This is a genomic window from Pseudomonas sp. PAMC 26793, from assembly GCF_000313235.1.
Taxonomy (GTDB): Bacteria; Pseudomonadota; Gammaproteobacteria; order Pseudomonadales; family Pseudomonadaceae; genus Aquipseudomonas; species Aquipseudomonas yamanorum.
This window is the reverse complement of the sequence record NZ_AMXG01000038.1, coordinates 272,957-297,102: the sequence shown is the minus strand read 5'-3', so window position 1 is coordinate 297,102 and position 24,146 is coordinate 272,957. Positions and strand designations below refer to the sequence as shown.

The 24,146-nt window shown below is 61.1% G+C and carries 21 protein-coding genes; 13 read left to right on the top strand and 8 right to left on the bottom strand.

The genetic code is table 11. The features are described 5' to 3' along the window. Nucleotides 1-41: 41 nt before the first annotated feature. Genes D109_RS0118855 through pilM form a run of 3 tightly spaced genes read right to left on the bottom strand, consistent with a single transcriptional unit; the run spans nucleotide 42 to nucleotide 2,256 of the window. On the bottom strand, nucleotides 42-1,055 hold the full coding sequence (locus D109_RS0118855; protein WP_017478242.1) for a pilus assembly protein PilP: 1,014 nt from the start codon (nucleotides 1,053-1,055) through the stop codon (nucleotides 42-44). Further along, nucleotides 1,052-1,603: a PilN domain-containing protein gene (locus tag D109_RS0118850; protein ID WP_017478241.1), complete on the bottom strand. Its 552-nt coding sequence runs from the start codon at nucleotides 1,601-1,603 to the stop codon at nucleotides 1,052-1,054. The genes D109_RS0118855 and D109_RS0118850 overlap by 4 nt, the downstream gene beginning before the upstream one ends. Beyond that, nucleotides 1,603-2,256 carry a type IV pilus biogenesis protein PilM gene (pilM, locus tag D109_RS0118845; RefSeq protein ID WP_017478240.1) on the bottom strand — a complete coding sequence of 218 codons (654 nt, stop codon included), beginning with the start codon at nucleotides 2,254-2,256 and terminating at the stop codon, nucleotides 1,603-1,605. The genes D109_RS0118850 and pilM overlap by 1 nt, the downstream gene beginning before the upstream one ends. Before the next feature lie 220 nt (nucleotides 2,257-2,476). Here pilM and D109_RS0118840 point away from each other — a divergent pair, with 220 nt between their 5' ends. Next, entirely contained in the window at nucleotides 2,477-4,933 is a 2,457-nt protein-coding gene (locus D109_RS0118840; protein WP_371103579.1) for a penicillin-binding protein 1A, read from the top strand. Nucleotides 4,934-5,127: 194 nt separating this feature from the next. Here D109_RS0118840 and D109_RS0118835 read toward each other — a convergent pair whose 3' ends face one another. From D109_RS0118835 to rpmE, 3 genes are all read right to left on the bottom strand, one after another. Next, nucleotides 5,128-6,396, bottom strand: coding sequence for a malic enzyme-like NAD(P)-binding protein (locus D109_RS0118835; protein WP_017478238.1), 1,269 nt, complete (start codon nucleotides 6,394-6,396; stop codon nucleotides 5,128-5,130). A 181-nt stretch (nucleotides 6,397-6,577) separates the two neighbouring features. Further along, entirely contained in the window at nucleotides 6,578-7,396 is an 819-nt protein-coding gene (locus D109_RS0118830; protein WP_017478237.1) for a thermonuclease family protein, read from the bottom strand. An 11-nt stretch (nucleotides 7,397-7,407) separates the two neighbouring features. After that, nucleotides 7,408-7,638, bottom strand: coding sequence for a 50S ribosomal protein L31 (gene rpmE, locus D109_RS0118825; RefSeq protein ID WP_003209330.1), 231 nt, complete (start codon nucleotides 7,636-7,638; stop codon nucleotides 7,408-7,410). A 326-nt stretch (nucleotides 7,639-7,964) separates the two neighbouring features. On the opposite strand from rpmE, the gene D109_RS0118820 reads away from it, so the two are divergent. The 10 genes from D109_RS0118820 to D109_RS0118775 all read left to right on the top strand — a co-directional run bounded on the left by D109_RS0118820 (nucleotide 7,965) and on the right by D109_RS0118775 (nucleotide 20,923). Further along, nucleotides 7,965-10,184 carry a primosomal protein N' gene (locus tag D109_RS0118820; protein WP_017478236.1) on the top strand — a complete coding sequence of 740 codons (2,220 nt, stop codon included), beginning with the start codon at nucleotides 7,965-7,967 and terminating at the stop codon, nucleotides 10,182-10,184. Nucleotides 10,185-10,418: 234 nt separating this feature from the next. Beyond that, nucleotides 10,419-12,155: an arginine--tRNA ligase gene (gene argS, locus D109_RS0118815; RefSeq protein ID WP_017478235.1), complete on the top strand. Its 1,737-nt coding sequence runs from the start codon at nucleotides 10,419-10,421 to the stop codon at nucleotides 12,153-12,155. A gap of 1 nt (nucleotide 12,156) precedes the next feature. Then, nucleotides 12,157-12,861, top strand: a complete 705-nt coding sequence (locus tag D109_RS0118810; RefSeq protein WP_017478234.1) for an SPOR domain-containing protein — start codon at nucleotides 12,157-12,159, stop codon at nucleotides 12,859-12,861. Between the two features lie 256 nt (nucleotides 12,862-13,117). Continuing rightward, on the top strand, nucleotides 13,118-13,648 hold the full coding sequence (gene hslV, locus D109_RS0118805; RefSeq protein WP_003209323.1) for an ATP-dependent protease subunit HslV: 531 nt from the start codon (nucleotides 13,118-13,120) through the stop codon (nucleotides 13,646-13,648). Nucleotides 13,649-13,686: 38 nt separating this feature from the next. Continuing rightward, the gene (gene hslU, locus D109_RS0118800) at nucleotides 13,687-15,024 is read left to right on the top strand and encodes an ATP-dependent protease ATPase subunit HslU (protein WP_003209321.1); all 1,338 of its coding nucleotides are present in this window, start codon (nucleotides 13,687-13,689) and stop codon (nucleotides 15,022-15,024) included. A gap of 162 nt (nucleotides 15,025-15,186) precedes the next feature. After that, entirely contained in the window at nucleotides 15,187-15,564 is a 378-nt protein-coding gene (locus D109_RS0118795; RefSeq protein ID WP_017478232.1) for a gamma-butyrobetaine hydroxylase-like domain-containing protein, read from the top strand. 249 nt (nucleotides 15,565-15,813) lie between these two features. Beyond that, nucleotides 15,814-17,493, top strand: coding sequence for a class II poly(R)-hydroxyalkanoic acid synthase (phaC, locus tag D109_RS0118790; protein ID WP_017478231.1), 1,680 nt, complete (start codon nucleotides 15,814-15,816; stop codon nucleotides 17,491-17,493). Nucleotides 17,494-17,645: 152 nt separating this feature from the next. Continuing rightward, nucleotides 17,646-18,491 carry a poly(3-hydroxyalkanoate) depolymerase gene (gene phaZ / locus D109_RS0118785; protein ID WP_017478230.1) on the top strand — a complete coding sequence of 282 codons (846 nt, stop codon included), beginning with the start codon at nucleotides 17,646-17,648 and terminating at the stop codon, nucleotides 18,489-18,491. A 101-nt stretch (nucleotides 18,492-18,592) separates the two neighbouring features. Then, nucleotides 18,593-20,275 carry a class II poly(R)-hydroxyalkanoic acid synthase gene (phaC, locus tag D109_RS0118780; protein WP_017478229.1) on the top strand — a complete coding sequence of 561 codons (1,683 nt, stop codon included), beginning with the start codon at nucleotides 18,593-18,595 and terminating at the stop codon, nucleotides 20,273-20,275. Nucleotides 20,276-20,302: 27 nt separating this feature from the next. Continuing rightward, nucleotides 20,303-20,923 carry a TetR/AcrR family transcriptional regulator gene (locus D109_RS0118775; protein WP_017478228.1) on the top strand — a complete coding sequence of 207 codons (621 nt, stop codon included), beginning with the start codon at nucleotides 20,303-20,305 and terminating at the stop codon, nucleotides 20,921-20,923. 28 nt (nucleotides 20,924-20,951) lie between these two features. Here D109_RS0118775 and D109_RS1000000132345 read toward each other — a convergent pair whose 3' ends face one another. Together D109_RS1000000132345 and D109_RS0118765 are read right to left on the bottom strand one after the other, a co-directional pair. Further along, complete coding sequence (locus tag D109_RS1000000132345; protein ID WP_017478227.1) at nucleotides 20,952-21,611, bottom strand: response regulator; 660 nt, start codon at nucleotides 21,609-21,611, stop codon at nucleotides 20,952-20,954. Between the two features lie 70 nt (nucleotides 21,612-21,681). Next, complete coding sequence (locus tag D109_RS0118765; protein WP_032868778.1) at nucleotides 21,682-22,368, bottom strand: response regulator transcription factor; 687 nt, start codon at nucleotides 22,366-22,368, stop codon at nucleotides 21,682-21,684. A gap of 328 nt (nucleotides 22,369-22,696) precedes the next feature. On the opposite strand from D109_RS0118765, the gene D109_RS0118760 reads away from it, so the two are divergent. Next, nucleotides 22,697-23,272, top strand: coding sequence for a fimbrial protein (locus tag D109_RS0118760; RefSeq protein WP_026078065.1), 576 nt, complete (start codon nucleotides 22,697-22,699; stop codon nucleotides 23,270-23,272). Nucleotides 23,273-23,365: 93 nt separating this feature from the next. After that, entirely contained in the window at nucleotides 23,366-24,130 is a 765-nt protein-coding gene (locus D109_RS0118755; RefSeq protein WP_017478224.1) for a molecular chaperone, read from the top strand. Nucleotides 24,131-24,146: the final 16 nt, after the last annotated feature.

Below are 24,146 nucleotides of genomic sequence, written 5' to 3'. Positions count from 1 at the left end.
ACACCGAAGGACGAAAAAGTCCTTTTCATTGTTTGTTTCCGTTATGAATTCACGTTCAGGGCAAGGGTTTGCGAGCGTTCCAGCCAAGCGCCCTGGCCATCCGGGAAAAGCTCGGCCAGTTCGACATGGGAGTCATGAATCGCCGTGATGCGCCCGTGGTCCGGGCCCAGGTAATCGCCGATTGCCAGCCGATGGACAGACGACGCTCCCCGCAGCAGGGCGAAGGTTTGGGCACCAAGGGACAAGGTCCCGACCATCTCGAACTGCTCTACGGCGAAGCCTTCGAGGATTCCCCGAGGCCTGGCCAAATCCGGTCCGGTAGCCGGTCGCCCAGAGGGCCTCACAAGCTGGCGAAAGGGTGGCTGGAAAGGATCGCGCAAGGATGCAAAATCGTAGGCAATGGGCTCCGCGAAAGCAGGCGACGGCTCGCGTAGATCAACCTCGAGGTCATCGCTCGCCTGACGGTTGTGGCGATAAGTCTTCGCCACCAGGCTGAGGCGCAACAGGGAGGGATCGACATGATTGAACGCCAAGTCATGGACCGTGACAATCCTTCGCAAGCTGGCCAGGCCGCTGATGAACGCCGCCAGATCGTGAAAAGTCCCGGTCACGCCAATCTGCAGGGGCGACTCGATGTACAGGGGCCGAGGCTGGTCATCCCGAAGTTCGATGTTCTCCAGCACCAAGCCATTGGTGGCACTCAGGCGGCCAATATCCTCAAGCAGGCCGGGCACCTGGGTATCAGCAGGCAACTGCCGCAACAGGTTGGCGAAACTGCCTCGCATCGTTTCGAGTTCCCGGGCCTGGGACTCCAGGCCGGCAGACTGGCTGGTTTTCAGCGCGACCTGCTGTTCAAGCGCCACTTCCTGCGCCTCAAGCTGGCGCAGTTGCTCCCGCGTCCCGCTCAAGTAGAAGGTGTTGCCCACTGCCCACAGCAGGCAAAAAACCGCGCCACCCAGTAAAGCCTTGCCCGGCAGGGGCCAGTCGAGGGCGTTTCGGCAGAACTGGGTAATATCGGATTCGGTCAGCCCTGGCAGGCCTGACGCCCCTCTCATGGGCGCACCTCATCGGAATGACCATGGCGGACCGTCAGTTGAAAACTATTGTCGTCACCGTCCTGCCCGCCGCTAACCCGTTGAAGCCGTGGCGCCTGCATGTCACCGGTTGCCTCAAGGCCACGCATCAACTGAGCAATATCACGGTTCGATTCGGCAGTGCCGCTGATCGAAACAGATCCACCGTCAACACTCACCTCACGCAACTGCACTCCATCCGGCATGGCACGGGCCAATTGGTCCAGCAACTGAACGCCCGCCGACCGATCGTCCTGCAAACCCTGCACAACTTTCATCCGCTCCATCAGCTGCTGACGTTGCTCATGCAGCTCGTCGATGGCCTTGATCCGCGAGTCGAGCCCGGTAACGCCCTGCTTCAGTTGGCTGTTGCGGGCCAATTGCCGATCAATCGCACGGTCGATCACCTGGTCTGCCAGCCATACCGCAGCCAGCGCCACAGTCGCCGCCCCCGCCAGGAACACCAGAAAATACTTGCGCCGCCGCTGGTTCCGTTCTGCGCGCCACGGCAGCAGGTTGATTCGTGTCATCAGTCGAAACTCCTCAGGGCCAACCCGCAGGCCACTCCCATTCCCTGGGCATCCACGGCCCATTGCGCGCCATCGACACGACGGCCCGGCGTGATGCTGTCCGAAGCCTGCCTGCCCACGCGAGCCAATGCAAATGCTTCGACATCCACTATCCGCGTTGCCAGCCCCGCCAAGGCCAAAACCGCCTCACGGGCCTCTACCTGTTCCTTGAGGCAGGCAACCAGCAGCACATCGACGCTTTGCGAGTCATGGGCCGACGGGCCCTGCACCTGAAAGTCGATGGCCACATCCTCCAGCGGATAAGGAATGTACTGGTCGGCTTCCCCGTGGATTCGTTGCACCATTTCTGCTTCAGTGAGCCCGGCGTCCATCTCGAGCACACGAGTGATCACCGAAGGCCCGGCGACGGCCACGGCGGCCTGTCGGAGCGAGGTATGCACCTGTCCCAGCGCCCTGGAAAGGGCCTGTGCGACGGCATCAAAATCCACCACGCTACTGTCGACCACCGCATGGGCCGGCAACGGCTGCATGGCGTAGCCACGGACGCTGTAGCCGCTGCCTGAAACCTCGAGTTCCACCAGCTTGACGCCGGCGTCATTGATGTCGATACCCAGGACGGCATCGGCTTTTCGCCTGAAAAATCCCTTTCTCATAAAACTCCCCAAAACTTTCCCTGTCTTACGGACTGATTGCTGCCAGGCTTCATGCATTCGGTCGGCTTGTATGAGCGGTGCGAATGACGCCCGAAGCCGAAAAATGCTTTAATGCCCAGCGTTTTTTCCCGCGTTTATCTGCTGGCCGGGTCGATCCACCGCTTGCCGTGCATGCCCCGACGCCTAACCCATTCTTTTCCTTGGAAATCCAAAAGCCTTGATTCGTCTGCTGAAGTTTTTCGGGTACTCCATTGTCGCGATCGTCTGCGGGCTAATGCTCGTGCTCAGCGGGGCCTATCTCTACCTTAGTCCGGGTTTGCCCTCCGTAGAGGCCCTGAGAAGTATCCAGTTGCAGATTCCTTTGCGGGTCTACAGCAGCGATGAAAAACTGATCGCGGAGTTCGGCGAAATGCGCCGTACACCGATCCGTTTCGCCGACATTCCACCCAATTTCATCAACGCCCTGCTGTCGGCCGAAGACGATAACTTCGCCAATCACTATGGCGTCGACCCAAGCAGCCTGGTGCGGGCGGCCACGCAGTTGGTAAAAAGCGGACACATTCAGTCCGGCGGCAGCACCATCACCATGCAGGTAGCGAAGAACTTCTTCCTCACCAGCGAACGCAGCTTTTCCCGCAAGGCCACGGAAATTCTCCTGGCGTTGCAGATCGAACGTCAGCTGACCAAGGACGAGATCCTTGAGCTGTACGTCAACAAGATCTACCTCGGCAACCGTGCCTACGGTATCGAGGCGGCTTCCCAGGTCTACTACGGCAAGTCGATTCGTGATGCCAGCCTGGCGCAGATGGCGATGATTGCCGGCCTGCCCAAGGCGCCTTCACGCTTCAACCCGCTGGCCAACCCGGCGCGCAGCAAAGAGCGCCGCGACTGGATCCTGGGCCGCATGTACAAGCTGGGCAAGATCGACCAGGCCGCGTACGAAAGTGCGGTGGCCGAGCCGTTGAACGCCAGCTATCACGTGCCGACCCCGGAAGTGAATGCCCCGTATATCGCCGAAATGGCCCGCGCCGAGATGGTCGGCCGCTATGGCAGCGAGGCGTACACCGAAGGTTTCCGCGTGACCACGACGATTCCGAGCAACCTGCAGGAAATCGCCAATAAATCGGTACACGAAGGCCTGATCGCCTATGACCAGCGCCACGGCTACCGCGGCCCTGAATCGCGCCTGCCGGGCAAGACCCTGAGCGCCTGGACCGTCGAGCTGGGCAAACAACGCCCGATCAGCGGCCTTGAGCCAGCCATCGTCACCCAGGTGAAGAAAGATGGCGTGCAGGTACTGACCCGCACCGGCGAAGAACATGTGTCGTGGGACAGCATGAAATGGGCCCGCCCGTTCCTGAACACCAACAGTATGGGGGCGATGCCCAAGCAACCGTCGGACGTGGCCCAGGTCGGCGACCTGATTCGTGTGCAGCGCCAGAAGGACGACAGCCTGAAATTCAGCCAGGTGCCCGTGGCACAGGGCGCCCTGGTGTCGCTTGACCCGCAGAACGGTGCAATCCGCGCCCTGGTCGGCGGGTTTGCCTTCGAGCAGAGCAACTACAACCGCGCCACCCAAGCCAAGCGCCAGCCGGGCTCGAGCTTCAAGCCGTTCATCTACAGCGCCGCCCTGGATAACGGCTACACCGCCGCCAGCCTGGTCAACGATGCGCCGATCGTGTTTGTCGATGAGTACCTGGACAAGGTCTGGCGTCCGAAGAACGACACCAACACCTTCCTCGGCCCGATCCGCGTCCGCGAGGCGCTGTACAAGTCGCGTAACCTGGTGTCGATCCGCCTGCTGCAGGCGATGGGCGTAGGCAAGACCATCGACTACATCACCCGCTTCGGTTTCAACAAGTCGGACCTGCCGCCCAACCTGTCCCTGGCACTGGGTACCGCCACGCTGACGCCGATGGAAATCGCCACCGGCTGGAGCACCTTTGCCAACGGCGGCTACAAGATCACCCCGTACCTGATCGACAAGATCGAAAGCCGTAGCGGCGAAACCCTGTTTACCGCCAACCCGCCACGGGTACCGGGCGACGTGGTCAATGGCGTCGCCGCCACTGACGGCCAGGCAGCACCGACCAACGGCGGCATCACCATCGAGCCGACGCCAGGCGAAGCACCGGCCGCCGGCGCCCCTGCCGCACCACAAGCGCCGGCGGTAGCCGAACGCGTTGTGGATGGCCGCACCACCTACATCCTCAACAGCATCCTCGAAGACGTGATCAAGAAAGGTACGGGGCGTCGCGCCCTGGCCCTGGGCCGTGCCGACATCGCCGGCAAGACCGGCACCACCAACGAATCCAAGGATGCGTGGTTCTCGGGCTACAACGGCGACTACGTGACCACCGTATGGACCGGTTATGACCAGCCGGAAAGCCTCGGTCGCCGGGAGTTCGGTGGCACTGTCGCGCTGCCGATCTGGATGAGCTACATGGGTGCTGCATTGAAAGACAAGCCGCTGCACACCCAGCCGGAGCCGGAAGGCATACTCAGCCTGCGAATCGACCCGGTCAGCGGTCGGGCGGCAGCGCCGAGCACGCCGAATGCGTACTTCGAGCTGTTCAAGAGCGAGGACACGCCGCCGTCAGTCAACGAACTGGGCAACGGCGTTGCACCGGGCAGCCCGCTGCCGGCGGATGAGGCGGCACCGATCGACTTGTTCTAACACGCAGATCCAATGTGGGAGCGGGCTTGCTCGCGAAAGCGGAGTATCAGGCTCAGATGGGCCGACTGACACACCGTCTTCGCGAGCAAGCCCGCTCCCACAGTTGGATCACCACCAGGCTCGAGCCAATTGCCAGCCACAAAAAAGCCCCGACTCGCAAGAGCCGGGGCTTTTTGTTGGTGCGCTACAACGGCTTAGCCGTTGAACACATCGTCCACGCTTTTCAGCGGGTAGTTCTTCGGATACGGCAGGGTGGCCACACCGGTCTCGATTGCGGCTTTGGCCACGGCATCGGAGATCAGGGTGATCAGGCGCTTGTCCATTGGTTTCGGAATGATGTACTCACGACCGAATTCCAGTTTCGCACCGCCGTAGGCGTCACAAACGTCCTGCGGTACCGGCAGTTTGGCCAGTTCGCGCAGGGCGTTGGCGGCAGCCACTTTCATCTCTTCGTTGATGCGCTTGGCGCGCACGTCCAGGGCACCACGGAAGATGAACGGGAAGCCCAGTACGTTGTTGACCTGGTTCGGGTAGTCCGAACGGCCGGTGGCCATGATCACGTCATTACGGGTGGCGTGGGCCAGTTCCGGGGAGATTTCCGGATCCGGGTTGGAGCACGCGAACACGATCGGGTTGGCGGCCATGGACTTGAGGCCTTCGGCGCTCAGCAGGTTCGGGCCGGACAGGCCAACGAACACGTCTGCACCGTCAAGGGCGTCAGCCAGGGTACGCTTGGAGGACGGATGCGCGAACATCGCCTTGTACTGGTTCAGGTCGGTACGCTCGGACTGCACAACGCCCTTGCTGTCGACCATGTAGATGTTTTCCAGCTTGGCGCCCATGCTCACCAGCAACTTCATGCAGGAGATGGCCGCAGCGCCGGCGCCCAGGCAAACGATCTTGGCTTCGCCGAGGGTTTTGCCAGCGATTTCCAGGGCGTTGATCATGCCTGCCGCGGTAACGATCGCGGTGCCGTGCTGGTCATCGTGGAATACCGGGATGTCGCACTGTTCGATCAGGGCCTTTTCGATCTCGAAGCACTCAGGTGCCTTGATGTCTTCCAGGTTGATGCCACCGAATGTGATGGAGATGCGCTTTACGGTGTCGATGAAAGCCTGCGGGCTTTCGGAATCGACTTCGATGTCGAATACGTCAATGCCGGCGAAGCGCTTGAACAGTACGCCTTTACCTTCCATGACTGGCTTGGAAGCCAATGGGCCGAGGTTACCCAGGCCGAGGATCGCGGTGCCATCAGAGATCACCGCAACCAGGTTGCCTTTGCCGGTGTACTTGTAGGCCAGTTCAGGATCGCGGGCGATTTCACGTACGGGCTCGGCAACGCCAGGGCTGTAGGCCAGCGACAGGTCGCGGGCAGTGGCAGTGGCTTTGGTGAGCTCTACACTCAGCTTTCCTGGACGAGGATGGGCATGATATTCGAGAGCGGCAGTTTTCAAATCAGACATATCGGCATTCCGCTTTTACTGTTGGTCGACGGACCGCCGAGGATACGCGTGTCGCAAAGTCCCCACAAGACTGGGCAGTCACAGGTGTCAAGGGCCCTGCCCTACGACTTTTGGCCAAGAGCCACGGGATACAAGGGCTCAACTGTTCACAATCGCACGAAAAAATGTCTACAATTTTTTCTTACGGCACCCGCTGAAGCATGCCGGGATCGGTCAGTGGCAGCAGCCAGCGTGCCTGGCTATTTTCCAGGCCTCCGCGCCGGGAACGGTCCAGTACCCAGCCGCGCGCCTCGATGGATTGGCCCTGCAAACCCTTCAACAGCGCACCGTCGAACGCGGCCACCCGATTGGGCGCAATGCGTAATACCAGTGAGCCCTGCAACTCAATCCAGACCCCGCCGCGATTGCGTTCGATGTTGCTCACCTGGCCGCCGACCACCGCAAAGCCCGAGTGCCGGATCTTCGCCGCATCGACCACCGGTGACTGGCGCCACAGCCCCAACCGGGCCTGCCGGGCACTGCGTTCGGCGGCTTGCTGGCAGGCCACCAGCTCCACATTCGGCGCGACGGCCACCTGGAAGCCGAGGCCTTCGGCGAGCAACTGCGCCTCCAGATTTTCGCCATTGGCGCCGTAAAGATGGGCCAGGGTGCGACCGTAGCGATCCTTGCTTTCCCGTCCGGGCACCACGCCAACGCGCCCACCACTCGCATCCACCAGGCTTTGCAGGCGCTCGCGAGCGGCCACGGCGAAGGGCTCGTCAGTGCGGCCCTTCTTGCCGGTTTCCGGGGCATTGACGCCGATCATGCGCACGCTTCGGCCGTCGTTGAGGCGCACCGTGTCGCCATCCACCACCCGCTGCACGTCAAAAGTAGCGACATTGCCGGGCGCCGGGCAGAATACCTCGGCCTGGGCGGGCACCAGCCAAATCGCAGACACAAAAAAGGCGCCCGCAAGGGACGCCTTTTTTATCAGCGAGGACAAGCCATACAGGCCATCCAAGCGGACCAGCCTTACTCGGCTTTAGGAGCAGCTTTAGCGCCGAAAGCACCGAAGCGGGTCTTGAAGCGGTCAACACGGCCGCCAACATCCAGAGTCTTCTGCTTACCGGTGTAGAACGGGTGGCACTCGTTGCACACGTCGATTGGCAGAGCTTTGCCGAAAGTCGAACGGGTTTCGAACTTGTTACCGCAGCTGCAGGTAACGTCGATGGCAACATAGTTTGGATGGATATCGGCTTTCATGGTGTATTCCTCAGGCTAGCGTGCCGCCAATCAACACTATTGTTGAATACCGCACGTAATTAGGCCGCGGATTCTACCAGACCTTTTTAAACGCGCAAGCGCCGCCCCGCTGCTGTTTGGTCAGAAAACCAGCCTTTCATCAGAAAAGCGCGGCATATCCAACACCCTGTGGGAGCGGGCTTGCTCGCGAAGGCGGCGGGTCAGCCACCCTATCTGTCACTGATACACCGTTTTCGCGAGCAAGCCCGCTCCCACACAGGACACCTCCACCGCTGGTCTGCTAGGCTCGCGCCCTTCTTCGCCGCCCGTCATATGAGAACCCCCGCGTGCCCGACGCCATTTTGCGCCTCGCCCTGCCCTCGCCCCTGCGCCGCCTGTTCGATTATCGGGCACCTGCTGGCGTATTGCGGTCGCAGCTGCAGCCCGGCATGCGTGTGCGCGTGCCGTTTGGCCGGCGGGAGATGATCGGCATCCTGGTGGAAGTCGCCGACCACAGCGAAGTGCCCGCCGAGAAGCTCAAGCCCGCCGTGGCCATACTCGACGCCACGCCGCCGCTGCCACCCGCGCTGTTCAAGTTGTGCCTGTGGACCTCGCAGTATTACCAGCACAGCCTCGGCGACACCCTGAGCTGGGCGCTGCCGGTGCTGTTGCGCCAGGGCGAATTGGCCGAGGCGCGCCAGGAGCGCTTCTGGTCGATAGTACCGGGGGCGCGCATGGATGACCCGCGCATCGCCCGCGCCCCGCGCCAGCGTGAAGCCCTGGCAACCCTGGCCCAGCACCCCCACGGCGTGGCCCATCAGCTATTAAGCAAGCTGATGCTGAGCAAGGACAGCCTGGATTTGCTACTCGCCAAGGGCCTGGTGCAAGTGGAAATCCGCAAGCACGCCCCCGGTGAGCGCCACGAGCACTGGCTGGCCCAGCCGGAATTGCCGCTCAACCCCGAACAACGAGCCGCCTACGAGGCGATTCGCGCCGGCTTCGACAGTTTCCACGCGTTCCTGCTGGCAGGTGTCACCGGCAGCGGCAAGACCGAAGTCTATTTGCAGTTGATCCGCGAAACCCTCGAAGCCGGCAAACAGGCGTTGGTGTTGATCCCCGAGATCAACCTCGGCCCGCAAACCCTGGCGCGCTTCGAACAGCGCTTCAACGCGCGCATCGCCCTGGTGCACTCGGCGGTCAACGACCGCGAGCGCCTGGAATCCTGGCTCGCCGCCCGGGACGGCGAGGCCGACATTATTATTGGTACCCGCTCGGCGCTGTTCACCCCGATGAAAAATCCCGGGTTGATCATCATCGACGAAGAACACGACGGCTCCTATAAACAGCAGGAAGGCCTGCGCTACCACGCCCGCGACCTGGCGCTGGTGCGGGCCCGCCAGGAAAACATCCCGATCGTGCTGGGTTCGGCCACGCCCTCCCTGGAAAGCCTGCACAACGCCTACACCGGGCGCTACGGCCTGCTGCGTCTCAACGAGCGGGCCGGCGGCGCCAAGCAGCCACGCTTCCTGCGCCTGGACGTGAAAAGTCGCCCGCTGGACAGCGGCATTTCCGGGCCGATACAACAAGCCATCGGCCAAACCCTCGCGGCGGGCCAGCAAGTGCTGGTGTTCCTCAACCGCCGGGGTTTTGCGCCGACGCTGCTGTGCCATGACTGCGGCTGGATGTCCGAGTGCAATCGCTGCGATGCGCGAATGACCGTACACCAGCGCTCCGGCGAATTGCGCTGCCATCACTGCGGCCATGTGGAACGGGTGCCGCGTCACTGCCCGCAGTGCGGCAAAGTCGACTTGCGTCCGGTGGGCGCAGGCACCGAGCGCGCCGAGGAGAGGCTGGGCATTCTGTTCCCGGATTACCCGGTGCTGCGGGTCGACCGTGACAGCACGTCGCGCAAGGACGCGATGAATCAGCTGTTCGCCACGATCCAGAAGGGCCAGCCGTGTATTTTGGTGGGCACACAGATGCTCGCCAAAGGGCATCACTTCCCGCGGGTGACCCTGGTGTCGATCCTGGATGCCGACGGTGGGTTGTTCTCCGGGGATTTCCGCGCCAGCGAACGCATGGCACAGCTGATCGTACAGGTCGCAGGCCGTGCCGGTCGGGCCGAAGAGCCGGGCAAGGTGATCATCCAGACGCACCTGGCCGACCACCCGCTGCTGATCCAACTGACAGAACAAGGCTACTTTGCCTTCGCCGAACAGGCCTTGAGCGAACGTCGCTCGGCCGGCTTGCCGCCGTTTGCGCATTTGGCGCTGCTGCGGGCCGAGGCGCACAAGCCGGGGCAGGCCGAAGGTTTCCTGGATGAAGCCTGCAGCGAGGCTGAACGTTTGCTGGGGGAACTGGGTCTGACCGGCATCGAATTGCTCGGTCCGGTGCCCGCGCCCATGGAACGCCGCGCCGGGCGTTACCGCGCCCAGCTACTCTTGCAAGCCAGTGCCCGCGCCCCGCTGCATCGTTTATTAAGCAGCTGGTTAATTGCCCTGGAGCAAATGCCCAGCGGGCGACAAGTGAGATGGTCGCTGGACGTAGACCCGGTAGATTTGTACTAAACCCCTGTGGCGAGGGAGCTTGCTCCCGCTGGGCTGCGTAGCAGCCCCAAAAAAGCCGGGAGCGCTACGCACTCCAGCGGGAGCAAGCTCCCTCGCCACAGCAAGCTTCCTCGCCACAGGTTAATCGTCCGTCAAGGTCCGGCGAAGGTTGGCAAGCCCGCCCTCGCCACGGATAATGCCCAGTTTTTCCACCTGCGCATCGCGCGCCACCGCTTGCGGTCGAAAGAGAACACCATGAAAGACACCATTCGCCAGCTGATCCAACAAGCCCTCACCCAACTCGTCAACGAAGGTGTGTTGCCTGAAGGCCTGACGCCGGCGATCCAGGTGGAAAATACCCGTGACAAGACTCACGGTGATTTCGCCAGCAACATCGCGATGATGCTGGCCAAGCCGGCCGGCCTGAAGCCACGCGACCTGGCGGAAAAAATCATCGCCGCGCTGCCGGCCGACCCGCAGGTGACCAAGGCTGAAATCGCCGGCCCTGGCTTTATCAACTTCTTCCAGAACACCCAGGCCCTGGCTTCGCGCTTGGACGCGGCCCTGGCGGATGCCAAAATCGGCGTACGCAAGGCTGGCCCGACACAACGCGTGGCCATCGACCTGTCGGCACCGAACCTGGCCAAGGAAATGCACGTGGGCCACCTGCGCTCCACCATCATTGGCGACGGCGTGGCACGGGTCCTGGAATTCCTCGGCGACGACGTAATCCGCCAGAACCACGTGGGCGACTGGGGCACCCAGTTCGGCATGTTGATGGCGTACCTGCAGGAAAACCCGATCACCAGCAACGAGCTGTCGGACCTGGAGAACTTCTACCGCGCCGCCAAGAAGCGTTTCGACGAATCCGAAGAATTCGCCGACCGCGCCCGTGGCCTGGTGGTCAAGCTGCAAGCTGGCGATGCCGAATGCTTGGAGCTGTGGGGCCGCTTCCGCGAGATCTCCCTGTCCCACTGCCAGGAAATCTACGAGCTGCTCAACGTCAAATTGACCATGGCCGATGTGATGGGCGAAAGCGCCTACAACGACGACCTGATCAACGTGGTCAACGACCTCAAGGCCAAGGGCCTGCTGGTTGAGAGCAACGGCGCCCAGTGCGTGTTCCTCGAAGAATTCAAGACCGCCGACGGCGACCCGCTGCCGGTGATCATAGTCAAGGCCGATGGCGGCTACCTCTACGCCACCACCGACCTGGCCGCCGTGCGCTACCGCAGCGGCGTGCTGAAAGCCGACCGCGCCCTGTATTTCGTTGACCAGCGCCAGGCCCTGCACTTCCAGCAAGTGTTCGAAGTGGCGCGCCGCGCCGGTTTCGTCACCCATCCGATGCAGATGGAACACATGGGCTTCGGCACCATGAACGGCGCCGATGGCCGCCCGTTCAAGACCCGTGACGGCGGCACCGTAAAGCTGATCGACCTGCTGAACGAAGCCCAGGACCGCGCCTACAACCTGGTGAAGGAAAAGAACCCGGAGCTGGCCGAAGCCGACCTGCGCAACATCGCCCGCGTCGTGGGGATCGGCGCGGTGAAATACGCCGACCTGTCCAAGCACCGTACCAGCGACTACAGCTTCAACTTCGAGCTGATGCTCAACTTCGAAGGCAACACCGCGCCGTACCTGCTGTATGCGTACACTCGGGTGGCCGGTGTGTTCCGCAAGCTGGGCAAGGACTTCAGTGAAGTCGAAGGCCAGATCAACCTTGAAGCGCCGCACGAGCAGGAACTGGCGGCCAAGCTGGCGCAATTCGGCGAAGTGCTGAACAGCGTTGGCGAGAAAGGCACGCCGCACATCCTCTGCACCTATTTGTACGAAGTCGCCGGTTTGTTCTCCAGCTTCTACGAGAACTGCCCGATCCTGACCGCAGACGACGAAGCCCAAAAGCAGAGCCGCCTGCGCCTCGCCGCACTGGCAGGACGGACCCTCAAGCAAGGCCTGGAATTGTTGGGCCTGGAAACTCTGGAGCGTATGTAAGTTGGCTGCCAAGAAAAAACCTGCACCCAAGCGCGGCGCCAGCCGCTACCAGGCACCTGCGAAGAAACCTATTCCGGGCTGGTTGTGGATGGCGATCGGCCTGACGGTCGGCGCGTTTGTCGTGTTCCTGATGAAGCTGGATCCGGGCAAGGGCGATGACGTCAAACGGGTCAAGCAAGAGCAGCAGAGGGCCACGAAAATGGCCGAGGCGAACAAGACCGTCCCGAGCCCGACTGCGCCGGTGAAGCCGAAATACGACTTCTACACGTTGCTGCCGGAATCGGAAGTGATCGTGCCGCCGGATGCCGTGCCGGAGAAAACCCTGCCGACGCCGCAGCCGGTGCCGACTACACCGGTAACACCGGCGGAAGCGGCGAAAATCGACACTGCGCGGGCCCAGGCGGCATTGGCCGGGATCACCCCGCCGCCACCGCCACCGGTTGCCACCACCAAAGCCGCGCCGGTGACCAAGTTCTTCCTGCAGGCGGGCTCGTTCCCGAAACAGGCGGATGCGGACCGCGTGCGTGCGCAGATCATTCTGCTGGGGCAGGCGGTGACGGTGGAGTCCGGGACGGTTAAGGATGCGACCTGGTATCGCGTGCTGGTAGGGCCGTTCAGCAACCGTGAACAGCTGACCGTGGCGCAGAAACAACTGGCAGGTGCAGGGTTTAGCAACCTGTTGTTACAACAACGCCAGAGCCGCTGATTCCGGGCACACAGCAGTACCTATGTGGGAGCGGGCTTGCTCGCGAAGGCGCCAGACCAGTCAATATTTCCAGTGACTGACACACCGCATTCGCGAGCAAGCCCGCTCCCACATTTGATTTTCATCGCCCTCAGGACCGAGCCCGACACATAAACACCACTCGTCCGCCCTCCCGTCCTACAGTTGAAATCCCCCCCGCCACCCCCATATGAGTTCCATCAGGGCATTTTCGCCCCGCAGCGTGGAGACTCTCCCCTTGACCACCATCGTTTCAGTTCGCCGCCACGGCAAAGTCGTCATGGGCGGCGACGGCCAGGTTTCACTTGGCAATACCGTGATGAAAGGCAACGCGAAAAAAGTCCGTCGCCTGTACCACGGCCAGGTCCTCGCCGGGTTTGCCGGCGCCACCGCTGACGCCTTTACCCTGTTCGAGCGCTTTGAAGGCCAACTTGAGAAACACCAGGGCCACCTGGTCCGTGCTGCCGTCGAGCTCGCCAAAGAATGGCGCACCGACCGCTCCCTCAGCCGCCTGGAAGCCATGCTGGCCGTCGCCAACAAAGACGCCTCCCTGATCATCACCGGCAACGGCGACGTGGTTGAACCCGAAGAAGGCCTGATCGCCATGGGTTCGGGCGGCGGTTACGCCCAGGCCGCTGCCAGCGCCCTGCTGAAGAAAACCGACCTGTCGGCCCGGGAAATCGTCGAGACGGCCCTGGGTATCGCTGGCGACATCTGTGTCTTCACCAACCACAACCTGACCATTGAGGAGCAGGACCTCGCCGAGTAAGCCGCAGGCTTATTCCCGCTTGAGGACCGCCAATTACTATGTCCATGACTCCCCGCGAAATCGTCCATGAACTCAATCGCCATATCATCGGCCAGGACGATGCCAAGCGCGCCGTTGCCATCGCCCTGCGTAACCGCTGGCGCCGGATGCAACTGCCCGAAGAATTGCGTGTTGAAGTAACCCCCAAGAATATCCTGATGATCGGCCCGACCGGTGTCGGTAAAACCGAGATCGCCCGGCGCCTGGCCAAACTGGCCAACGCCCCGTTCATCAAGGTCGAAGCCACCAAGTTCACCGAAGTGGGCTATGTGGGCCGTGACGTCGAGTCGATCATTCGTGACCTGGCCGACGCCGCCCTGAAGCTGCTGCGCGAACAGGAAATGACCAAGGTCAGCCATCGCGCCGAAGACGCCGCCGAAGAACGCATCCTCGACGCCCTGCTGCCACCGGCACGCATGGGCTTCAACGAAGACGCCGCCCCGAGCTCGGATTCCAACACCCGCCAGCTGTTCCGCAAGCGTCTGCGTGAAGGCCAGCTGGACGACAAGGAAATCGAGATCGAAGTTGCCGAAGTGTCCGGCGTCGACATCTCCGCACCGCCTGGCATGGAAGAAATGACCAGCCAGTTGCAGAACCTGTTCGCCAACATGGGCAAGGGCAAGAAGAAAAGCCGCAAGCTCAAGGTGAAGGAAGCGCTGAAACTGGTGCGTGACGAAGAAGCCGGGCGCCTGGTGAATGAGGAAGAACTCAAGGCCAAGGCCCTGGAAGCGGTCGAGCAGCACGGCATCGTGTTTATCGACGAGATCGACAAGGTGGCCAAGCGCGGTAACTCCGGTGGCGTCGACGTATCCCGCGAAGGCGTGCAGCGCGACCTGCTGCCGCTGATCGAAGGCTGCACCGTCAACACCAAGCTGGGCATGGTCAAGACCGACCACATCCTGTTTATCGCTTCCGGTGCGTTCCACCTGAGCAAGCCAAGCGACCTGGTGCCGGAGCTGCAAGGCCGTCTGCCGATTCGCGTTGAGCTGAAAGCCCTGACGCCAGGCGACTTCGAACGCATCCTCAGCGAGCCGCACGCGTCGCTGACCGAGCAATACCGCGAACTGCTGAAAACCGAAGGCTTGGGCATTGAGTTCCTGCCGGACGGTATCAAGCGTTTGGCCGAGATCGCCTGGCAGGTCAACGAGAAGACCGAGAACATTGGTGCCCGTCGTTTGCACACCTTGCTTGAGCGCCTGCTGGAGGAAGTGTCCTTCAGTGCCGGCGACATGGCGGGCGCGCAGAATGGCGTGGCGATCAAGATCGACGCCGACTACGTCAACAGCCACTTGGGCGAATTGGCGCAGAACGAAGATCTGTCTCGTTATATCCTGTAAGGCTTACGCAGGAACCGCTCTGCTTTAATGTGGGAGCGGGCTTGCTCGCGAATGCGGTGGGTCAGTCACAGTTGCATAAACTGACCTACCGCATTCGCGAGCAAGCCCGCTCCCACAGTTTAAAGCCGGTTCCTTCAGGATCATCTCTGAGCGGTTCCCCAAATGACCAAACTGCCTACCGCCATCAACCTGCACAAAGCCTCCAAGACCCTGGGCCTTACCTACGGTCCTGACGAGGTGTATCAACTGCCCGCCGAATTCCTTCGCGTGCACTCCCCCTCCGCCGAGGTCCAGGGCCACGGCAAACCGATCCTGCAATTCGGCAAGCTCAACGTCGGTTTGACCAAGATCGAACCCGCCGGCCAATACGCACTGAAATTGACCTTCGATGACGGTCATGACAGCGGATTGTTCACCTGGGACTACCTCTATCAACTTGCCGTGCGTCAGGACGCGCTGTGGGCTGACTATCTGGCCGAGCTGAAAGCCGCCGGAAAAACCCGCGACCCGAGCCAGTCGGTCGTACGGCTGATGCTCTAGCTCAGGCCTCTTGCTCATTAGTGGGCATTTTCTAATTCCATCTGCTTGAATGCCCCTCTGTCGTGGCCAACGATTGGCCCGCTTGCGAAAAAAATTAAACTCGGGTAACCAATGGAACTGGCAAGTTCCCTGCATTTGACGATGCGGTATTAACGGTCACCCGAGCAGTAGTACCAGGCTGTGCTGTGTGGCAAGTAGTGGTACACAGCGGTACCCGGTACTCGTCTGTCGGACAATGGAGCGTCGTAGATGAGTAACAAGAACAACGATGACTTGAAACGCCAAGCCTCGGAAAACACCCTGGGACTGAACCCGATCATCGCGTTACGGAAAAAGGATTTACTGGCATCCGCTCGGATGGTGCTGACCCAGGCCATCAAACAACCGTTGCACAGCGTCAAGCACGTCGCCCATTTTGGCGTCGAATTGAAGAACGTGGTGTTTGGCAAATCACAGCTGACACCCGAGGCCGACGACCGCCGCTTCAACGACCCGGCGTGGACCCAGAACCCGCTCTACAAACGTTACCTGCAAACCTACCTGGCGTGGCGCAAGGAGCTGCACGACTGGATCGGTGACAGCAACCTGTCGGAGCACGACATCAGCCGCGGCCACTTTGTCATCAACCTGATGACCGAAGCCATGGCGCCCACCAACAGCGCGGCCAACCCGGCGGCAGTTAAACGCTTCTTTGAAACCGGCGGCAAGAGCCTGCTGGATGGCCTGTCCCACCTGGCCAAGGACATGGTGCACAACGGCGGCATGCCAAGCCAGGTCAATATGGGCGCCTTTGAAGTGGGCAAGAGCCTGGGCACCACCGAAGGCGCCGTGGTGTTTCGCAACGATGTGCTGGAGCTGATCCAGTACCGGCCGATCACCGAGCAGGTGCACGAACGCCCGCTGCTGGTGGTGCCGCCGCAGATCAACAAGTTCTATGTATTCGACCTGAGCCCGGACAAGAGCCTGGCGCGCTTCTGCCTGCGCAATAACCAGCAGACGTTTATCGTCAGCTGGCGCAACCCCACCAAGGCCCAGCGCGAGTGGGGCCTGTCGACCTATATCGAGGCGCTGAAAGAAGCGGTCGATGTGGTGAGTGCGATCACTGGCAGCAAAGACATCAACATGCTTGGCGCCTGCTCCGGCGGCATCACCTGCACCGCCCTGCTGGGCCACTACGCGGCGCTGGGCGAGAAGAAGGTCAACGCCCTGACCCTGCTGGTGAGCGTGCTGGACACCACCCTGGACACCCAGGTGGCGCTGTTCGTGGATGAGCAGACCCTGGAAGCGGCCAAGCGCCATTCCTACCAGGCCGGCGTGCTCGAAGGCCGAGACATGGCCAAGGTATTTGCCTGGATGCGCCCCAATGACCTGATCTGGAATTACTGGGTCAACAACTACCTGCTGGGCAACGAGCCGCCGGTATTCGACATCCTGTTCTGGAACAACGACACCACCCGCTTGCCGGCCGCGTTCCACGGCGACCTGATCGAGCTGTTCAAGAACAACCCATTGGTGCGCGCCAATGCCCTCGAAGTGTGCGGCACGCCGATCGACCTGAAGCAGGTCACCGCCGATATCTATTCGTTGGCCGGCACCAACGACCACATCACACCGTGGCAGTCCTGCTACAAGTCGGCACAGCTGTTTGGCGGCAAGGTTGAGTTTGTGCTGTCCAGCAGCGGGCATATCCAGAGCATCCTGAACCCGCCGGGCAACCCCAAGTCGCGCTACCAGACCAGCGACACGATGCCGGGCAAGGCCCTGGACTGGCAGGAGAACGCCACCAAGCACACCGATTCGTGGTGGCTGCATTGGCAGGCGTGGCAGGCGGAGCGGTCGGGCAAGTTGAAGAAGGCGCCGACGGCGCTGGGTAATAAAGCGTACGCAGCGGCTGAAGCGGCGCCGGGCACATACGTTCACGAAAGGTAGGCTGGAATGGGATCAAATGTGGGAGCTGGCTTGCCTGCGATGGCATCAACTCGGTATGCCTGATACACCGCAGCGTCTGCATCGCAGGCAAGCCAGCTCCCACATTAACCGTGTTCCCGCAGGGAAATAGCGCCATTTTGCAGGGTAAGCCCATGCCGCAACCGTTCATCTTCCGTACCATCGACCTGGATGGCCAAACCATCCGCACGGCGGTACGCCCGGGCAAGCCTCACTTGACGCCGCTGCTGATTTTCAACGGCATCGGCGCCAACCTTGAGCTGGTGTTTCCGTTCGTCCAGGCCCTGGACCCGGACCTGGAAGTGATTGCCTTTGATGTGCCAGGCGTCGGCGGTTCGTCGACCCCCAGCCGGCCTTATCGCTTTCCCGGCCTGGCCAAGCTCACCGCACGCATGCTCGATTACCTGGACTATGGCCAGGTCAACGCGGTGGGCGTTTCCTGGGGCGGGGCGCTGGCGCAGCAGTTCGCGTATGACTACCCGGAGCGCTGCAAGAAACTGATCCTCGCCGCCACCGCTGCCGGCGCCTTCATGGTGCCGGGCAAACCGAAAGTCTTGTGGTTGATGGCCAGCCCCCGGCGTTATATCCAACCGTCCCATGTGGTGCGCATTGCCCCGATGATCTACGGCGGCTCCTTCCGTCGGGATTCGAAACTGGCCGCCGAACACGCCAGCAAAGTGCGTTCGGCGGGCAAGCTGGGCTACTACTGGCAACTGTTCGCTGGGCTTGGCTGGACCAGCATCCACTGGCTGCACAAGATCAAGCAGCCGACCTTGGTGCTGGCCGGCGACGACGACCCGCTGATCCCGCTGATCAACATGCGCATGCTGGCCTGGCGCATTCCCAACGCCCAACTGCACATCATCGACGACGGTCATCTGTTCCTGATTACCCGGGCCGAGGCCGTGGCGCCGATCATCATGAAATTTCTCCAGGAGGAACGCCTGAGGGCAGTGATTCACCCGCAACCTGCGCTTTAGACGGCGGAGGTCAGGACGACCGCGCCGCGCAACTTGGCCAGAACCGACTATGGTTCTGAATTGGCGTGCTTGTTGATGGCTTGACGAAGGAGTGTTGGCGCATGCGAGAAAGACCCGTATCGAACCCGGTGCCCACACCCGCCGCGTTCATCAATGCACAAAGCGCGATCACCGGCCTGCGCGGCCGGGATTTGCTCTCGACCCTGCGCAGCGTCGCCGCACACGGCCTGCGCAACCCGGTGCACACCGCCCGCCACGCCCTGAAGTTGGGCGGGCAATTGGGCCGTGTATTACTCGGGGAAACGGTGCACGAGCCGAACCCGGCCGACAACCGCTTCGCCGACCCGACCTGGCAACTCAACCCCTTTTATCGTCGCAGCCTGCAAGCCTACTTGAGCTGGCAGAAGCAGACCCGTCACTGGATCGACGACAGTAATCTGAGCCCCGACGACCGGGCACGGGCGCACTTTGCCTTTTCCCTGCTCAACGATGCGGTGTCGCCTTCAAACAGCCTGCTCAACCCACTGGCCGTCAAGGAACTGCTCAATTCCGGCGGCAACAGCGTGGTGCGTGGCGTCAGCAACCTGTTCGACGACCTGCTGCACAACAATGGCTTGCCGAGGCAGGTCACCAAGCAGGCCTTTGAAGTCGGCAAGACGCTGGCTACCACGCCGGGCTCGGTGGTGTTTCGCAACGAACTGCTGGAGCTGATCCAGTACAAGCCCATGAGCGAAAAACAGTACGCCAAGCCGCTGCTGATCGTGCCGCCGCAAATCAACAAGTACTACATTTTCGACCTGAGCCCGAACAACAGCTTCGTCCAGTTCGCCCTGAAAAATGGCCTGCAGGTGTTTATGGTCAGCTGGCGCAACCCGGATGTACGCCACCGCGAATGGGGCTTGTCCACCTACGTCGCCGCTCTGGAAGAAGCGGTTAACGTGACCCGCGCAATCACCGGCGCCCGTGAGGTCAACCTGATGGGCGCCTGCGCCGGGGGCCTGACCATCGCCGCGCTGCAAGGTCATCTACAGGCCAAACGCCAGCTGCGCCGCATCTCCAGCGCCAGCTACCTGGTGAGCCTGTTGGACAGCCAGATCGACAGCCCCGCCACCCTGTTCGCCGACGAACAAACCCTGGAAGCCGCCAAGCGCCGCTCCTATCAACAAGGCGTGCTCGATGGCCGCGACATGGCCAAGGTGTTCGCCTGGATGCGTCCCAATGACCTGATCTGGAATTACTGGATCAACAACTACCTGCTGGGCAAGGAGCCGCCGGCGTTCGACATCCTGTACTGGAACAACGACAACACCCGCCTGCCCGCCGCGCTGCATGGCGACTTGCTGGACTTCTTCAAGCACAACCCGCTGAGCCATCCCGGTGGCCTGGAGGTCTGCGGCACACCCATCGACTTGCAGAAGGTCACGGTGGACAGCTTCAGCGTGGGCGGCATCAACGACCACATCACGCCGTGGGACGCGGTGTACCGCTCCACCCAACTGCTGGGCGGCGACAAGCGCTTCATTCTGTCCAACAGCGGGCATATCCAGAGCATCCTCAACCCACCGGGCAACCCCAAGGCCAACTACGTCGAGAACCTCAAGCTGAGCAGCGACCCGCGCGCGTGGTACTACGACGCCGATCATGTCGAGGGCAGTTGGTGGCCCAATTGGCTGGCGTGGATCCAGCAGCGCTCCGGTGTGCAGCGCGAAACCCTGACCGCCCTGGGCAACCAGAATTACCCACCGATGGAAGCGGCGCCGGGCACTTATGTGCGGGTCCGCTGAGCCCAACGAAGACCTTAAGAAGACTGGATGAAGACCCGCGACCGTATCCTTGAATGTGCCTTGCAGTTGTTCAACCACAAGGGCGAGCCGAACGTGTCGACCATGGAGGTGGCGAATGAAATGGGGATCAGCCCCGGCAATCTCTATTACCACTTCCATGGCAAGGAGCCGCTGGTGCTCGGGCTGTTCGAGCGCTTCCAGGCCGAATTGGCGCCGTTGCTCGACCCGCCTGACGACGCGCAACTGGCGGCCGAGGATTACTGGCTATTCCTGCACCTGATCGTGGAGCGTATGGCCCACTACCGGTTTCTGTTCCAGGACTTGTCGAACCTGGCGGGGCGTTTGCCGAAACTGGCCAAGGGCATTCGTAACCTGCTGACGGCGCTCAAGCGCACGTTGGCCTCGTTGCTGGCCCGACTCAAGACGGATGGGCAATTGGTCAGTGACACCCAGGCGCTGGGGCAGTTGGTGGAACAGATCACCATGACTCTGCTGTTTTCCCTGGATTACCAACGGATCCTCGACCGTGCAGGTGAGGTGCGGGTGGTGGTGTACCAGATCATGATGCTGGTGGCGCCGCATCTGTTGATGCCGGCGAGGCTGGCGACGGAGCGGTTGGCGATGCGCTACCTGGATGACCTGCAATAACCCTCAATGCCCTCGCGCAGGCCTGACTTCAGGGCGGAAAGGTCAAGATTGCCTGGTGAAGGCGCTCAACGGCCCGAACGGCCATCTCGCTTGCCTTGGCGCCGCCCGCCCATTCAAGGGCCGTTGCCTCTTCCACAATGGCTTGCGCGCCGATCAACAATCCGATGCCTTTTATTCGGTGGGCCCGATAGCTCACCTCAGCCAGGTCCATGCGGGCAACCGCACCGTGGAGCGATGCCAGCTCTGTTTTCAGGTCCCGGTGGTACATCGAAGCCAACAACAGGGGGTCGTAAGAGACAACTGCCGGCCGGGTAGGTCGCAATGCCTTTTGGCCAAGCCACACGTGCAATAAGTTGCGCAACTTGTCCAGATGCAAGGGCTTCATCAAAGCCCCATCCATACCGCAGTCCATACACTGCTCCAAATGGGTCCAACTGCTCTCTACAGAAAGGGGGATGATGGGCAGGTAGTCCGGCCCGCACTCCCTCTCCCTGATTTTTCGGGCGACCTCATAACCGCTGAGTTGCGGCATGCAGCAGTCAAGCAGCACAAGCCCGACGCGCTGTTGCGCCAACGCTTGTAACGCCTGAGCGCCGCTGGCCGCCGCCACCGAGTCAACTCCCAACCGTTCGAGCTGCCCCCTCAGGAGCACACGCTGTGCAGGCTGGTCATCTACGACCAACACCATCTGTTGCTCACTGTCGGACTGCTTTTTTACACATCTTGACCGAGCACTTTGAGTACATCGTCCGGCCTCGTTAACTGTCGTAGTGCTGCTCTTCAAGAACGGGCCCGCGCGTCTGATGGAGTAGTTTGAATAGTTCGCTATCGTTTTTTATACCAAGTTTCCGATAGGCCGATTGTTTCTGAGTACTAATTGTATTGGCACTGCGTAAAAACTTTGCGGCGATTGAGTTCACAGACATTCCATCGAGAAAACAACGCAGCACCTCCCATTCTCTCGGAGAAAGCTTGGAACTCATTATCGACGAGTTCAAAAGTTTGCTTGCAGGCGTCGTATGTTCCATAGGCTGAAACAACTGCATGCTCATTAATTTTTCAGTCATGGCAGGATGCAAGTAAATCTGTCCCTGGGCAACCACCCGAATGGCCCCAACCAGCTCACTCAGACCCTGCTCCTTGCCTACGAAGCCACGGCTCCCGGCTTTTAGCGCCAAGGCAACCGTCGCGGGCGTGTAGTGGGCGGAAAGCACCAGCGGCTTACATTTCCCAAACCGGCGACGCAGCAAACGAATCAGATTGATCCCATCTATTTCCGTAGGCCCCAGGACGAAGTCGATAACCACCACATCGGCTTCCTGTCGGGTCAATGCCGCGATTAACTCGCGCCCGGTACCAAACGCCCCGATTACACTGAAATCGACCTCTTCGCGCAGCACCGATGCGATACCTTGCCGCACCACTTCATGATCGTCTAACAACATAACGCTAAATGGGACGGTAAACGAAAGCGACATCAGCGGTACCCACATTTTGTTACACGTGATTATAAAAACCAAATAAATCAACGAGCAGCTTATAGCTCAACCACCACACCAAAAGAAACCCATCGGCTGCTGTTTGAAACATCTGCAAAAGAGGTCCGTAACTTTCGAAAAATCACTAAAAAAAACTCGTGCATGTTCTATGGGCAATACCAAAGCACAAAAAGCAAAGTGTGCAGCTCTTGTCGAAGGTAGCGCATCCGATACTGCATCAAGTATCGAGACGCAGCCTGACAAGGAACCACTGAATTTCACCCATGGAATAACTATGAAAACGACACTTTCCACGCTAGCCGCGTCTTTGGCCCTGACCGCTGCTGTATCGCTGCCGGTATTGGCCAACGACGGCGTCATCAATTTCAGCGGCCTGGTCACCGATGTGACCTGCACTGTCGAAGGCTCGGCGCCGGGTACCGGTGCCGTGGTCAAGGACGTGAACCTGGGCGGCGTCTCTGCCTCGCGCCTGGCAAGCACGGGCGCACGGGCCAACCTGACCGGCTTCACCATTCGCATTGGCGCGCCAGGCGAGGGCAGTTGCACCAACGGACGCACCGCGATGGTCGCGTTCGACCCGACCAGCCCAGCGATTGATGTCGCGACTGGCCGGCTGAACATTGATGGCTACAACGACCCGGCCGATACCACCACCGCCAAAAACGTCCAGATCGAAGTGACCAACCGCGATGGCACCCCCATCCACGTCTACACCGAAAAGTCTGAAGGTGTGGTCATCGTCGACAACCAGGCAGTGATTCCACTGGCAGCCCAGATGTACGCCAGCGGCCCAGCCACCGAAGGCACGATCAATACACGGGTCGGCTTCCTGGTCGAATACGCCGACTAAGGGGCGATCTGGCCCGCCTGTGCAGGTCGCACCCCGCCGGGACCGATGATCATCACTTCGGTCCTTCCTCAATACCCAAAGAGAGCCCAAACGATGAAAAGCATGGCCCGCCTCGCGCTCGTCTCGTGCGCTATTGCACTGTTGTCACTGCAGGCGCTGCCCTCCCATGCCGGCGTAATCATTCATGGTACACGCGTGGTCTACCACGCCGAGCAACAGGAAGTCATCGTGCGCCTGGAGAACAAAGGCAGCCGCCCGGCTCTGGTCCAGAGCTGGCTCGACGCCGGCGACAGGCTGTCGACACCTGCGAATGCCCAGGCGCCGTTCACACTCTCGCCGCCAATCTTCCGTATAGAGCCACATCAGCAGCAGGCGTTGCGCCTGCGCTATTCCGGCGACCCGATCCCCACGGATCGCGAAAGCCTGTTCTGGTTGAACGTACTGGAAGTACCACCGACCGCAGCCGATGCCGCGCAAAAAAACCAGATCGAGTTGTCTTTCCGCACACGCTTGCGGGTGTTCCTGCGACCACCAGCGCTGCCGTATCCGGTCGAAAACGCCGCCTCGAAGCTGCAGTGGAAACTGGTGCCTCATGAGCGGGGTTATGCCCTGCAAGCCACCAACCCGACGCCGTACCACATTTCGCTCACCACGGTGGACTTGTTGGGGGATGGCAAGCGCTTCAGCAAAGTGGCGAACAAGGCAGCCAACGACAGTCTGTTAATGCCCGCCGGCGACATCAAACTGTTTGCCCTGCCGGGGCTGCGGACCCCGCCCAATGGCACGGTGAAAGTCGAATTTATCGCCGTCAGTGACTTCGGTGCCCGCGTACGCCACTCCGCCGCTCTCACTCTTTAATCTGCTGGATGCTCCT